Origin of the sequence: Mycobacterium sp. 852014-50255_SCH5639931, from assembly GCF_001665605.1 — a bacterium.
In the GTDB taxonomy this organism is placed as follows: Bacteria; Actinomycetota; Actinomycetes; order Mycobacteriales; family Mycobacteriaceae; genus Mycobacterium; species Mycobacterium paraffinicum.
The window spans coordinates 1-13,332 of sequence record NZ_LZSV01000038.1; the positions used below are offsets into that span (position 1 = coordinate 1).

The following is a 13,332-nucleotide window of genomic DNA, read 5'->3' on the forward strand; positions in this document are numbered from 1 at the left end:
GATGTGTATAAGAGACAGCCGGACGCCACCGCGACGGCCCTGGTGCGTCCGCTGCCGGATGGCGCCCGGGTGATCCTCGTCGCCGACACCACCCAAACCACACAGGTGACGCACCAGCTGCGATTGCTGATGATTGGGGCGGGCGTGGCAACCCTGGTTGTCGCCGCACTGTTGTTGGTGGCGGTCAGCCGGGTGGCGCTGCGCCCGCTGGACCGGCTGACGGCGCTGGCCAACGACATCAGGACGGGAGATCGCGGGCGGCGGCTGCGCCCCGATCGCGCCGATACCGAATTAGGCCGCGCCGCAATCGCTTTCGATGGAATGCTGGACGCTTTGGAGACCTCCGAGCACCGGGCGCAACGGGCCGCCGACGCGGCCCAGCGCGCCGAGACGGCCACCCGGCGTTTCCTGGTGGACGCCGCCCACGAGCTGCGCACCCCGATCGCGGGGATTCAGGTCGCCGCCGAGCAGCTCGCCAACAGCGCCTCCCAGCAGCAAGGCGACGACGGGGCGGGCGCTCAATATCGCCGGGCCAGCCTGCTGCTTTCGGACGCTCGCCGCGCAAGCTGGCTCGTCTCGGACATGCTTGATCTGAGTCGCATCGACGCCGGGCTGCCGTTGGACACCCATGACGTCGACCTGGCCGCGATCGCGGATGCCGAGGCCGACCGAGCCGCCATGCTGGCGCCGCAACTCGCCGTCCGTCGCACGGGCCTGGCCGAGCTGAATGTCAACGCGGACCCCACCCGGCTCGCGCAGATCCTGTCCAATCTGCTCGACAACGCCCGTCGTTACACCCCGCCGGGAGGCGCCATCACGGTCGACGTCCGCATGCACGAAGGCGCCGCCGAGGTGACCGTCACCGACAGCGGGCCCGGCATTCCCGACGACGAGCGGGAGCGAATCTTCGAGCGCCTGGTGCGGCTGGACGCCGGGCGCGCCCGCGACCACGGCGGCGCCGGGCTGGGCCTGCCGATCGCCCGGGCGCTGGCCCGCGCCCACGGCGGCGAGCTGGTGTGTTTGCCGCACGACGGTGGTGCCGAATTCCGGCTCACCCTGCCGGTAGCGCAGGTGAGTGGTGACCGCCCCGGGTGAGGCGGCCACCACTCGCGCGGCTAGCCCGGCGTCAGAATCCCGGCGGCGGTGGCCGGAAAGGGTCGCCCGGCCCCGGTGGTGGCGGCGGCCCGACCGGTCCCCCCGGGCCCGGTGGCCCGCCGAACGGTCCCCCCGGATGCGGAAGTCCCGGCTGCCCCGGCGGCGGTGGCGGCGGCGGATCTGCACTCGCCACCGCGACCCCGAAGCCGGCCGCGGCCGCCCCGAGGGCGCCTGCGAGCAGCGAACCAGCGATGAGTTGTTTGATCTTCACTCGCTCCATCTCTCCTTGCTGTCGGCGTCATTCACCCCGTTGGGTGCGCAAATGCGCTACGCGCACCACATCGGTGCCGCGACGGTAGAAAGTCAGCCTGAAGCCAACCTGAAGACGCGCGCGCGAAGCGTCAGCCGGACGCGGCCGCCGCGGTCACGGCGGTGAGACGCCACTTGTCCAGCCACGGCTGGATCAGTTCGGCGACCGAGAACTTCGCCGGGGCCGAACACCCGCGCTTGGGCCTGGAGGGGTCGCCCCCGCGAATCAGGATGCCAACGGCGCGAACGGTGCCGTCGCTTTCATTGAGATAGACGGGGCCACCGGAATCGCCGCACTGGCCGGGCGCCATGAACACGACCTTGCTGCCGGTGACTTCCGTGATCGGACCGCAGGTGGCTTCGCCCGAGCCCATGCCGAATTTGCACAGTTCCTGGCCGGGCTGCAGGTCGGTGGCGACGCCGGAGACCGGCAAGGAGGCCCCGACGGCCGGGTTCTGGGGAACGTTGTCGCCGTTGAGCACGATGAGCCCGATGTCGTGCTGTTCGCTGTGGACTCCCTCGCTGACCGTCTGGCTGAACGTGCCAAGCGTCGCGTAGGGGAGGATGCCGGCGAAGTTCATCGTCACCTTGCTGGCCCCGCCGGAGCGGTTGCAGTGGCCGGCGGTGAGGACACCTGCCTGACCGGTGCTGGTGCGCACCAAAAACCCAGCGGTGCAGCCCATTCCGCCCGACCCATCGGCGTACTGCACGTAAATGCCCGCACCGGGGCCGACGGCGGTCGACGCGGGCAGATCGATCGGCGACAAGAGCGGCGGCGGGGCGGGTTCGTGGGCCGGGCCGGTGTTCCTCGACAGCGTGTAGACGGCGGTGATGAAGGCGGTGGCGCAGAAGAGCGACGCGATGACCAACAACGCGGAATGCATCCTGGACCGCGGCGGGTACGACGCTTGGGTTCCGGCCAACAGCCCCCCTTTGAGCGCGATGCCGGCAGTTCTGCGTCCCAGCTTGCCAGCTTCGGCCCGGGCGGCCGGGGCGATTAGTCAGATTCGTTGCGAGAGATCAGCTGATGGCGGCCGGCTCGGGGGAGGGCCGGTCTCCGACGGAACTGTGCGCGCGGCGATGGTGCCGGCGGTAGTGGCGGATCTCGATCACCAAGCCCGTCAGACCCAGGGTCGCCGTGCACAGCGACACCAGGTACAGCAGCGAGCTGGGGTGACCGGCGAGGGCGTCGCCAAGGATCACCACGGCGGCGGTGCCGGGCAGCAGGCCGCCAAGCGTGGCCAGCGTGTACGGCAGGACGCGCACCGTCGACGCACCGGCGGCGTAGTTGATCGCTGAAAACGGCACGGCGGGGATCAGGCGCAGCGACAAGATGGCCAGCCAGCCCCGTTGCCGCAAGCGCTCGTCCACCGTGTCGATCGATCGATGGCGAACCAGGCGGTTCAGCCGCCAGCCGGCCGCGCGCACCAGCAGCATCGCGATCACCGCGCTCGCGGTGCTGGCAACCACCGCGATCGCCACACCCGTCAACGGGCCGAACAGCAGCCCGGCGGCCAGGGTGAACGCCGTCCGCGGAACCGGTACCACGGTGGCCACGATGTGCGCGGCGAGAAACGCCAACGGGAACCAGGGCCCGACCGACTCCGCCCAATCGCGCATCTGCACCGGGGTGGGCACTGGCAGCCATGAGGCGGCCGCGATCAACAGTGTGATACCGACCACTGTGGCAATCGCCCGGGGACGCGACAGCAGACGCGCGGCCGCGCCCAGCGCGCCGCCGAGGTCGCGCAGCGTCCGGTTGATTCTGCAGGTGGCGGAAGCCGTCACGCTTGTAAAGGTTACGGGGCGCAGATGAATAACTCGTTTCCCGAGGCTGGCGTTTCATCACCGGGCGGCCTTGCTGGTCACGCCGCGCGGTTTTCAGCCGCCAGGCTCGATCAATTAGCCTCATTAGTAAGTCGCAGGCCCCATTTGCTGGCAAAAAGGGAGCAATCGGTGTCCATTGATGTACCCGAGCTCGCCGAACTAGAACAGGTTCGCGGGCGTTGGCGCAGTGCGGTCGCCGGCGTGCTATCGAAAAGCACCCGGAAGGACCCCGAGGAGCTCGGCGACCAGCCCGAGCGGCTGCTGGAAACCCCGACCTATGACGGCATCGCCGTCCGGGCGCTGTACACGGCGCTGGACGAGCTGCCGGAACCGCCGTTGCCCGGCGAGTGGCCTTTCGTGCGGGGCGCCGATGCGCTGCGCGACGTCAAGTCCGGCTGGAAGGTGGCCGAGGCGTTCCCCGCCGATCGCGTCGCCGGGGTCGCGGCCCAGGACGTCAACTCGGCGGTGCTCGAGGCACTCGGCAACGGGGCCAGCGCGCTGGTGCTGCGGGTGGGCGAATCCGGCGTGACGGTCGACCAGCTCGCGGACGCCCTGCAGGGCGTGCACCTGAGCATGGCGCCGGTCATCGTCGACGCGGGCGCGGACTACTCCGCCGCAGCCGACGTCATGTTGGCGTTGGCGGCCGGCGTCGAACCAGACCAGCGCGAAATACTCTCGATCGACCTGGGCGGCGATCCCTTCACCGCCGCACTGAGCGATCGTCCCGTGCCCGCGGTGGACGAGGTCGTCGCGGTCGCCAAGCACTCGGCCCGGGAGCGCGGCGTGCGTGCGATCACCGTCGACGGGCCCGCCTTCCACAACCTGGGCGCCAACGCGACGTGGGAGCTGGCCGGCACCGTGGCCGCCGGGGTGGCCTATCTCCGGACGCTCACCGAGTCGGGCATGTCGGTCGGGGAGGCGTTGCGGCAGATCAGTTTCCGGCTGGCCGCCGATGACGACCAGTTCGTGACGCTCGCCAAGATGCGGGCCGTGCGCCACCTGTGGGCGCGGGTCGCGGAGGTCGTCGGTGACCCCGACGGCGGCGCCGTCACCGTGCACGCCGAAACGTCGCTGCCGATGATGACCCAACGCGACCCGTGGGTGAACATGCTGCGCTGCACGCTGGCCGCCTTCGGTGCGGGCGTCGGCGGCGCCGACACCGTGCTGGTGCTCCCGTTCGACGTGGCGATCCCGGGCGGCTTCCCCGGCACGGCCAGAAGCTTCGCGCGCCGGATCGCCCGCAACACCCAGCTGCTGCTTTTAGAGGAGTCGCACGTCGGCCGGGTGCTCGACCCCGCCGCCGGTTCGTGGTTCGTCGAGGACCTCACCGCCCGGCTCGCGGAGCAGGCCTGGGAGCACTTCCAGGCCATCGAGGCGCGCGGCGGTTTCGTCGAGGCGCGCGAGCACGTCGCCGACCAGATCGCCGAGGTCGCCGCTCGACGCGCCGACGACATCGCGCACCGCCGCACCGCGATCACCGGTGTCAACGAGTTCCCGGATCTCACCGAACCCGCTCTGCCGCATGATGATTTGTCGGGTTCGCCACTGGCTGCCGGCAACCTGCAGCGGTACGCCGCCGCATTCGAGGCGTTGCGCGATCGTTCCGACGCCTTTCTGGCCCGCACCGGCGCGCGCCCGCAGGCGTTGTTGCTTCCGTTGGGCCCGCTGGCCGAGCACAACATCCGGGCCACTTTCGCCGCTAACCTGCTGGCATCGGGCGGCATCGAAGCCGTCAACCCGGGCACGGTCGACGCTGCCGGTGTCGCGAAGGCGGTCGCCGACGCGGGATCGCCGAGCGCGGCGGTCATCTGCGGTACCGATAAGCGCTACCAGGACGAGGCCGCCGCGATCGTCGAGGCGGCCCGAACCGCCGGTGTGTCGAGGGTGTACCTGGCTGGACCTGAGAAGGCCATGGGCGACGTCGAGCACCGGCCCGACGAATTCCTGACCGCGAAAATCAATGCGGTCGAGGCCCTTTCGAACCTGCTCACTCGACTGGGAGCGTAACCGCAATGACCACAACCGCACCCGTGATCGGTAACTTCGCCGACGTCCCGCTGAACGGCGAACGCCCGCTGCCGCCGCCCACCGAAGCCGCCGTGGAAAAGCACGTCGCGGCCGCCGCGGCGGCGCACTGGTACACGCCCGATCAGCTCGAGTGGCACACGCCCGAAGACATCGCCGTCAAACCGGTGTACATCGGCGCCGACCGGGCTGCCGCGGTGGCCGGCGGTTACCCGCTGAACAGCTTTCCCGGCGAACCGCCCTTCCTGCGCGGCCCGTACCCCACGATGTACGTCAACCAGCCGTGGACCATCCGCCAGTACGCCGGGTTCTCCACGGCGGCGGAGTCGAATGCGTTCTACCGCCGCAACCTGGCGGCCGGCCAGAAGGGCCTGTCTGTGGCCTTCGACCTGGCCACCCACCGCGGCTACGACTCCGACCATCCCCGTGTCCAGGGCGATGTCGGAATGGCCGGCGTGGCAATCGATTCCATCCTCGACATGCGTCAGCTGTTCGACGGCATCGACCTGTCGTCGGTGTCGGTGTCGATGACGATGAACGGCGCCGTACTGCCGATCCTGGCGCTGTACGTGGTGGCCGCTGAGGAGCAGGGGGTGCCGCCGGAGAAGCTGGCCGGCACCATCCAGAACGACATCCTCAAAGAATTCATGGTGCGCAACACCTACATCTATCCGCCCAAGCCGTCGATGCGCATCATCTCCGACATCTTCGGCTACACCAGCGCGAAGATGCCGAAGTTCAACTCCATCTCGATCTCCGGCTATCACATCCAAGAGGCCGGCGCCACAGCTGATTTGGAGCTGGCCTACACGCTGGCCGACGGTGTCGACTACATCAAGGCGGGCCTGGACGCCGACCTGGACATCGACAAGTTCGCGCCGCGGCTGTCATTCTTCTGGGGCATCGGAATGAACTTCTTCATGGAGGTCGCCAAGCTGCGGGCGGGCCGGCTGCTGTGGAGCGAGCTGGTGGCCCAGTTCGATCCGAAGAACCCCAAATCGCTGTCGCTACGCACACATTCGCAGACCTCCGGCTGGTCGCTGACCGCGCAGGACGCCTTCAACAACGTCGCGCGCACCTGCATCGAGGCGATGGCCGCGACCCAGGGACACACCCAGTCGCTTCACACCAACGCCCTGGACGAGGCGCTGGCGCTGCCCACGGACTTCTCCGCTCGGATCGCGCGCAACACCCAACTGCTGCTGCAGCAGGAGTCGGGCACCACCCGGCCCATCGACCCGTGGGGTGGCTCGTATTACGTGGAGTGGCTGACCCACCAGCTCGCGCAGCGGGCCCGGGCGCACATCGCCGAGGTGGCCGAGCACGGCGGCATGGCCCAGGCCATCAACGAGGGGATCCCGAAGCTGCGCATCGAGGAGGCCGCCGCGCGGACCCAGGCGCGGATCGACTCCGGAATCCAGCCGGTGATCGGCGTCAACAAGTATCAGGTCGAAGAGGACCAAGAGGTCGAAGTCCTCAAGGTCGAGAACAGCCGGGTGCGCGCCGAGCAGCTGGCCAAACTCAAAGAGCTGCGGGCCGGCCGCGACCAGTCCGCCGTCGAGGCCGCGCTCGCCGACCTGTCGCGGGCCGCCGCCGCGCATGGTCGCGCCGGCGAGGACGGGTTGGGTAATAATCTGCTGGCGCTGGCGATCAACGCCGCCCGGGCCAAAGCCACGGTCGGCGAGATCTCCGACGCGCTGGAAAAGGTATACGGCCGGCACCATGCGGAGATCCGCACCATCGCCGGCGTCTACCGGGACGAAGCCGGAAAGGCCCAGAACATCGCAACCGCCACCGAACTAGTCGAGAAGTTCGCCGAGGCCGACGGTCGCCGGCCCAGGATTCTGGTGGCCAAGATGGGTCAGGACGGTCACGACCGCGGCCAGAAGGTGATCGCGACGGCATTCGCGGACCTCGGCTTCGACGTCGACGTAGGTTCGCTGTTCTCCACGCCCGAGGAGGTGGCCCGGCAGGCCGCCGACAACGACGTGCACGTCGTCGGCGTTTCGTCGCTGGCCGCCGGTCACCTGACGCTGGTGCCGGCGCTTCGCGACGCGCTCGCCGAGGTGGGGCGGCCCGACATCATGATCGTGGTCGGCGGGGTGATCCCGCCCGGTGACTTCGACGAGCTCTACGAGGCCGGGGCCGCCGCCATCTTCCCGCCCGGGACGGTGATCGCCGAGGCCGCGATCGGCTTGCTGCACAAGCTTGCCGAGCGGCTGGGTTACACGCTCGACTAGATGGCAGCCCGCAAGCGCGACACCGTCGACGAGCTGGCCGCCGCCGTTCGCGGCGGCGACCGCGCGGCGCTGCCGCGGGCCATCACGCTGCTGGAATCCACCCGCGCCGACCATCACGAGAAGGCGCAGAAGCTGCTGCTCGCGCTGACGCCGGACTCGGGCGACGCGCACCGCATCGGCATCACCGGGACCCCCGGAGTGGGGAAGTCCACCACCATCGAGGCCCTCGGCATGCATCTGATCGAGCAGGGCCACCGGGTGGCGGTGCTGGCCGTCGACCCGTCGTCGACCCGCAGCGGTGGATCGATCCTCGGCGACAAAACACGGATGGCCCGCCTGGCGGTGCACCCGGATGCGTACATCCGCCCGTCGCCGACGTCGGGCACTCTGGGCGGCGTAGCAAAGGCCACCCGCGAGACGGTCGTGTTGTTGGAGGCCGCCGGTTTCGACGTGATCATCATCGAGACCGTCGGCGTCGGTCAGTCCGAGGTAACGGTGGCCAACATGGTCGACACGTTCGTCCTGCTGACCCTGGCGCGCAGTGGCGATCAGTTGCAGGGCATCAAGAAGGGCGCGCTGGAGCTCGCCGACATCGTGGTGGTGAACAAGGCCGACGGGGAGCACCTCGAGGAGGCGCGGATGGCCGCCCGCGAGCTGTCCTCGGCGATCAGGCTGATACATCCCCGTGAAACACTCTGGCGGCCACCGGTCCTCACGATGAGCGCGACAGAGGGGACCGGCCTGCAGGAATTGTGGGACACCATCGAACGTCATCGTCAGGTGCTCACCGAGGCCGGCGAGTTCGAGGCGCGCCGGCGCGCCCAGCAGGTCGACTGGACGTGGCAGATGGTGCGCGACACCGTCTTGGATCGGGTGCTGTCCAACCCGAAGGTGCGCAAGATGCGTGCCGACATCGAACGTCAGGTCAAGGCCGGGGAGTTGACCCCCGCGCTGGCGGCCGAGCAAATATTAACGGCTGCGTCAGAATAACGGATAGATAAACAATCCGATTTCGCTCCGGGAAGGTGTGAAATCCAAGTAAATTCAAAAATGTGACGGTGGAAACCCGAGTCGATCGCCGCGCGGTCCCTGTCCACGATGACCTTGACGCAGGTCACCGTGTGTCCGGCGCGGCGGACTCACACTTTGGATGCGTCGTTCGCAGTTTTTCCAGCATGTTTCCCGCCCGCCGCTTCGGCGGCGGCGCGCTGGCGGTGTATCTGGACGGCCAGCCGGTCGTCGACGTCTGGACCGGGTGGTCCGATCGGGGTGGCCACACGCCGTGGTCGGCCGACAGCGCGCCGATGGTGTTCTCGGCGACAAAAGGCATGGCGGCCACCGTCATTCACCGGCTCGCCGACCGGGGGCTGATCGACTACGAGGCGCCCGTCGCCGAGTACTGGCCGGCGTTCGCGGCCAACGGCAAGGCGAACCTCACCGTGCGCGACGTGATGAGGCACGCTGCCGGCCTGTCCGGCCTGCGCGGCGCCAGCACCGAAGACCTGCTCGACCACGTCGTGATGGAGGAACGGCTGGCCGCGGCGGCGCCGGGACGGCTGCTGGGCAAGTCGGCCTATCACGCGCTGACCTTCGGCTGGCTGATGTCCGGCCTCGCCCGGGGCGTGACCGGAAAAGGGATGCGAGCGCTGATCCGCGAAGAGCTCGCCGAGCCGCTGGGCACCGACGGGTTGTATCTGGGTCGCCCGCCGGCTGGCGCGCCGACTCAGGTCGCCCAGGTCGTCGCGCCGCAGAACCTCGTGCGGAACCCGGTCCTCAGCTTCGTGACCCGCAAGGTGGCCAACGAGCTGTCCGGCGGGTTCCGGTCCATGTACTTCCCGGGCATGGTCGCGGCGGTCCAGGGCGACACCCCCTTGCTGGATGCGGAGATCCCGGCGGCCAACGGGGTGGTGACGGCCCGTGGGCTGGCACGCATGTACGGAGCCATCGCCAACGGCGGCGAGGTCGACGGCATCCGGTTCCTGTCCCGGGAGCTCGTCGCCGGCCTGACCGGTCGACGGAGCCTGCGCCCGGACCGAAACCTGTTCATGCCGTTGGCGTTCCACCTGGGTTACCACAGCTTGCCTATCGGGAACGTGATGCCCGGCTTCGGCCACGTCGGGCTGGGTGGCTCGCTCGGCTGGACCGACCCGGCGAGCGGTCTGGCCTTCTCGCTGGTGCACAACCGGCTGCTGACGCCGTTCGTGATGACCGATCACGCGGCGTTCGTCGGCATCTACGCCTTGATTCGCAACGCCGCCGAGAAGGCGCGCAAACGCGGCTTCCAGCCGGTGACCGAGTATGGCGCGCCGTTCTTCGAGCCGGGAGCCGTCGCCGGCTGACGGAAGCACGCGGAGTATGTGGCGAGGCCGTATCTCCAGGCCCAGGTGAGCGACTGAAGCATCGGAGTGCGCTGGCGGGGCCTGATGGTCAGACTCGCCAATCCGTCATCGGACGTGTTTTTTCGCGGGTGGCGGCGGTCGCTCCAGGGCGGCGTTCCCGAGGTTAAACTCAACTGGCGGGCGACACGAAATCGAAATGTTTACAGCGGACGTTCACGAGCACACGCGGTTCCGCGACAGTCCCGATGGTTAGCCGTGCCGGGGCTTCGATCGGTAACCCCGGCTCTTGCCCAAGCAGTAGGTCGGCTGGCGAGAGGCATGGCCCCCGAAGAAGTGGGGCGGATCACTAAAGCTTAAAACGTTCCACGTTTGACGCCCCCCGATGACGGGGTAAGCGCCGCCAAGGGGGTCACCCGCGGTGACGAGGACCTGCTGACGATCCAACCGCGCCGTGAATGACCAACGGTCGCAACGATCCGACTCGAGAAGCTCGAAAAGGGGGTGACTGCATCCACAGGCGTCTAGACTCACTCCCGTCAGTACCGGCGTGCGGGGAAGGGGGCGTCAAACCTTGACTCGCGACATGGTGCTTCAAATGACGTCCTCGCCCGATCTTCACTCGCCGTTGACTTCCACCGCTCTACCACTCAAGTGCTCGCCGGGGTGTGAGGGCGATCGGCTCTCCGATTCCTACATTCGGCGTCAGGCTATGGAATGTAGTTGGCGAGCAAGCATGGACCGGCGCCGGGGAGACCAGCTTTCCGTGCAGTCCTTTAGGATAGGTGCGCCCGCTACGCGGCACGCAAACGAAGACCATCGGGACGTTTTCGTCGTGCCCCAGTTGACTGCATTGATGCTCCTGGATTGCATTGGTGCAGAAGAAGTTGCCGCCTAGCCGGAGGATCGGAGAATAGCTGATGCCCCGGACATCGCCTAGCCCTACAAAACTGAAAGGCTATGATCCGTCGTGAAATTTGTGCTGGCAAGCTACGGAACTCGGGGCGATGTCGAGCCTACTGTGGCCATCGGTCGAGAACTGCAGCGCCGGGGCCACGACGTGCGCATGGCTGTCCCATGCAATCTGATCGGCTTCGCCGAGTCGGCCGGGCTTCCGGCGGAGGCCTACGGGCCCGATATGCATGATTTCCTAACCGATGATTTCCTCCGCAACTTCTGGACGGATTTCCGCCGCAACTTCTGGACGATCCGCGAGCCAATCAGGTTGGTGCGTGAACTGTGGGAGCCCTGCCTAACACACTGGGCAGAAATGAGCGGCAAGCTGGCATCGATAGCCGCCGGGGCCGATGTCCTGTTCAGCGGGTTGGTCTACCAGGAACTTGCCGCGAGCATAGCTGAGTCGTACAACATTCCGTTTGCAACGCTGCATTACTTCCCGATACGCCCCAGCAGCCAGTTGTATCCCGTTGTGCCAGCGCCGTTGGTCCGCTCCGGGATGACGATCTACGACTGGTTGTGTTGGCGGATGAGCAAGAGTGCGGAGGACTCACAGCGCTGTGAACTGGGTCTGCCAAAGGCGACGTCTCCTTCGCCACGTCGAATCGAACGTACCGCGCTGGAAATTCAGGCGTACGACGAGGCTTGTTTTCCCGGGCTGGCAGACGAATGGCGGCAATGGGGCGACCGACGGCCTTTCGTCGGAGCGCTGACGATGGGGTTGAAGACGGATGCCGATGAGGAGGTGGCGTCGTGGATCGCCGCGGGAACACCACCAATTTGCTTCGGTTTTGGCAGTATGCCGGTTGCCTCGTCTCCAGCTGACACGGTCGAAATGATCAGCGCTGCCTGTGCCGAGTTAGGCGAGCGGGCTTTGGTTTGTGCCGGCTGGGCGGATTTCAGCGACGTACCTCATTTCGAGCACGTCAAGGTGGTGAGCGCGGTGAATTACGCCGCGACCTTCCCAATGTGCCGCGCGGTCGTCCACCACGGTGGCTCGGGCACCACCGCCGCGGCTCTGCGCGCCGGAGTTCCGGCATTGATCCTTTGGACGGCGGGTGATCAACCGCACTGGGGAGCTCAGCTCAAACGGCTGAAAGTCGGTACTAGTCGGCGTTTTTCAAGCACGACCCGCGAATCATTGGTCGCGGACATGCGCCAGATCCTCGCACCTGACTATGCGATGCGAGCCCGCGACCTCGCCGCCCGGATGACCCCCCCGACGGAAAGTGTTGTTAAAGCCGTCGATGTGCTGGAAAAGTTTGCCAGCTCAAGGCGTTTCGTCTGACCCGCCGCGGCGTGCCGCTTCGATACCCGCCCGTCAACGCTGGCTGAATGCTTCTGCGGATATCCCGCCTTCGGAAAGGTTGGCGCGTGGCATAGCCGGGTATCTAGCCCGGCTTTTCTTCCCGGTCGTCTGACCTCACTTCCTCCCGGGTGGACGGTTCCGCCGCAGGAGCGGTGCTGGCGCTCCTGAGCCGAGTCTTCAGTGACAGCGCGCGCTTTTCCACCAAGAACCAGCTCAACGCCGCCACAGGCAGGGTAGCTGTCGTCGCAACCACAAAGAACACGATCGGATTCAGTTTCGCGAGGCCAATTACTGCCAACAACTGCTGAATAGGGAACGCGTAAATATACATGCCATACGACAGATCTGTACGCAGTACCAAGCGCTTGCTACGAAGCAGAGCGCCCGAAACGACGACGGCATAGGCAAGCGGAAGGCCGGCTGCCACTCGATAATCCGGCAGCTGGCTGGAGGCGAGGACGATGACCACGCAGACCGCCACAAGCGACCAACGGGCGGGAATCACGTCTCGCCACTGATACAGGAGCGCTCCGGACGCAAACATGATGGCGGAGCGGACGATGAGCTGCGGGATGGTCCACACACCGGGGAACGTAAGGGGCGGCAATAACATCGCCCCAAACACTGCGAGTGCCAGTAACACCGGAGACACCCACCGGCGATTGGCAAGGCCCAGAACACCGATCCCAGCAACGGCTAGGTAGCACATCACCTCCCAGATGAGGGACCACAGCGAGGCGTTCCAATTGGGCCCGCCCGGTGTCCCATGCGGTGTTCCGCCGACATCGGGGTGCAGATAGGCCACTGCGCTGTTTTTCAAGACGTACTCAATCGGCGCGCTGGACAAGAGCAGCTTCCCGGCCGAACCGCCCTGGATCGCCACGCTGAGCGGGGCGAAGACGAATGCGGTGACGATCAGGCAGATATAGAAACCGGGGAGAATGCGAAGACTTCGAGCCAGGAGGTAGTCACGGATTCGAGGGTCGTTGAGCCAACTCCTAGAGATGAGGAATCCTGAGATCGCGAAGAACCCGTCAACGCCCACCGAGAAGAGGAGCTGGTTGGCGACAGAGGGTGGCATGTGGCCCGTTATAGGGAACGAATGGAACAGAATGACCTCGGTTGCCAGCGCTAACCGGAACGCGTTCAGCGCATTATTTCGAGGGCTGAACACTTCCCCCAGCTTCATGTGCCTCCGTCCATCGTCCCCCACGCGCGTTGTGGGCGCCATCGT

10 protein-coding genes are annotated in these 13,332 nt (G+C 67.1%); 6 read left to right on the forward strand and 4 right to left on the reverse strand.

All coding sequences use genetic code 11. The features are described from left to right. Nucleotides 1–1,095, forward strand: a 1,095-nt coding sequence (locus tag A5758_RS22830; RefSeq protein ID WP_067744758.1) for a cell wall metabolism sensor histidine kinase WalK, incomplete at its 5' end; no start/stop codon positions are given. A gap of 31 nt (nt 1,096–1,126) precedes the next feature. Here the strand turns inward: A5758_RS22830 and A5758_RS25945 are convergent. From A5758_RS25945 to A5758_RS22845, 3 genes are all read right to left on the reverse strand, one after another. Beyond that, a complete protein-coding gene (locus A5758_RS25945; protein WP_156622755.1) occupies nt 1,127–1,366 on the reverse strand; it encodes a hypothetical protein in 240 nt (79 codons plus the stop codon). Nucleotides 1,367–1,496: 130 nt separating this feature from the next. Continuing rightward, nucleotides 1,497–2,288 carry a S1 family peptidase gene (locus A5758_RS22840; RefSeq protein WP_067744764.1) on the reverse strand — a complete coding sequence of 264 codons (792 nt, stop codon included), beginning with the start codon at nt 2,286–2,288 and terminating at the stop codon, nt 1,497–1,499. Nucleotides 2,289–2,424: 136 nt separating this feature from the next. Next, nucleotides 2,425–3,192, reverse strand: a complete 768-nt coding sequence (locus A5758_RS22845) for a TVP38/TMEM64 family protein (protein WP_067744767.1) — start codon at nt 3,190–3,192, stop codon at nt 2,425–2,427. Between the two features lie 168 nt (nt 3,193–3,360). Here A5758_RS22845 and mutA point away from each other — a divergent pair, with 168 nt between their 5' ends. The 5 genes from mutA to A5758_RS22870 all read left to right on the forward strand — a co-directional run bounded on the left by mutA (nt 3,361) and on the right by A5758_RS22870 (nt 12,077). Then, nucleotides 3,361–5,238: a methylmalonyl-CoA mutase small subunit gene (gene mutA, locus A5758_RS22850; RefSeq protein WP_067744770.1), complete on the forward strand. Its 1,878-nt coding sequence runs from the start codon at nt 3,361–3,363 to the stop codon at nt 5,236–5,238. Between the two features lie 5 nt (nt 5,239–5,243). Further along, complete coding sequence (scpA, locus tag A5758_RS22855) at nt 5,244–7,496, forward strand: methylmalonyl-CoA mutase (RefSeq protein WP_067744773.1); 2,253 nt, start codon at nt 5,244–5,246, stop codon at nt 7,494–7,496. After that, nucleotides 7,497–8,486 carry a methylmalonyl Co-A mutase-associated GTPase MeaB gene (gene meaB / locus A5758_RS22860; protein ID WP_067744775.1) on the forward strand — a complete coding sequence of 330 codons (990 nt, stop codon included), beginning with the start codon at nt 7,497–7,499 and terminating at the stop codon, nt 8,484–8,486. A 62-nt stretch (nt 8,487–8,548) separates the two neighbouring features. Beyond that, a complete protein-coding gene (locus A5758_RS22865; RefSeq protein WP_067744776.1) occupies nt 8,549–9,835 on the forward strand; it encodes a serine hydrolase domain-containing protein in 1,287 nt (428 codons plus the stop codon). Nucleotides 9,836–10,802: 967 nt separating this feature from the next. Then, the gene (locus tag A5758_RS22870; RefSeq protein WP_082939811.1) at nt 10,803–12,077 is read left to right on the forward strand and encodes a glycosyltransferase; all 1,275 of its coding nucleotides are present in this window, start codon (nt 10,803–10,805) and stop codon (nt 12,075–12,077) included. Between the two features lie 103 nt (nt 12,078–12,180). Here A5758_RS22870 and A5758_RS22875 read toward each other — a convergent pair whose 3' ends face one another. Then, entirely contained in the window at nt 12,181–13,287 is a 1,107-nt protein-coding gene (locus A5758_RS22875) for an acyltransferase (protein WP_067745081.1), read from the reverse strand. Nucleotides 13,288–13,332 lie beyond the last annotated feature (45 nt).

Coding starts and splice junctions, on each gene's coding strand:
- A5758_RS22840 (WP_067744764.1), bottom strand. CDS start 2,288: ATGCATTCCGCGTTGTTGGTCATCGCGTCGCTCTTCTGCGCCACCGCC.
- meaB (WP_067744775.1), top strand. CDS start 7,497: ATGGCAGCCCGCAAGCGCGACACCGTCGACGAGCTGGCCGCCGCCGTT.
- A5758_RS22875 (WP_067745081.1), bottom strand. CDS start 13,287: ATGAAGCTGGGGGAAGTGTTCAGCCCTCGAAATAATGCGCTGAACGCG.
- scpA (WP_067744773.1), top strand. CDS start 5,244: ATGACCACAACCGCACCCGTGATCGGTAACTTCGCCGACGTCCCGCTG.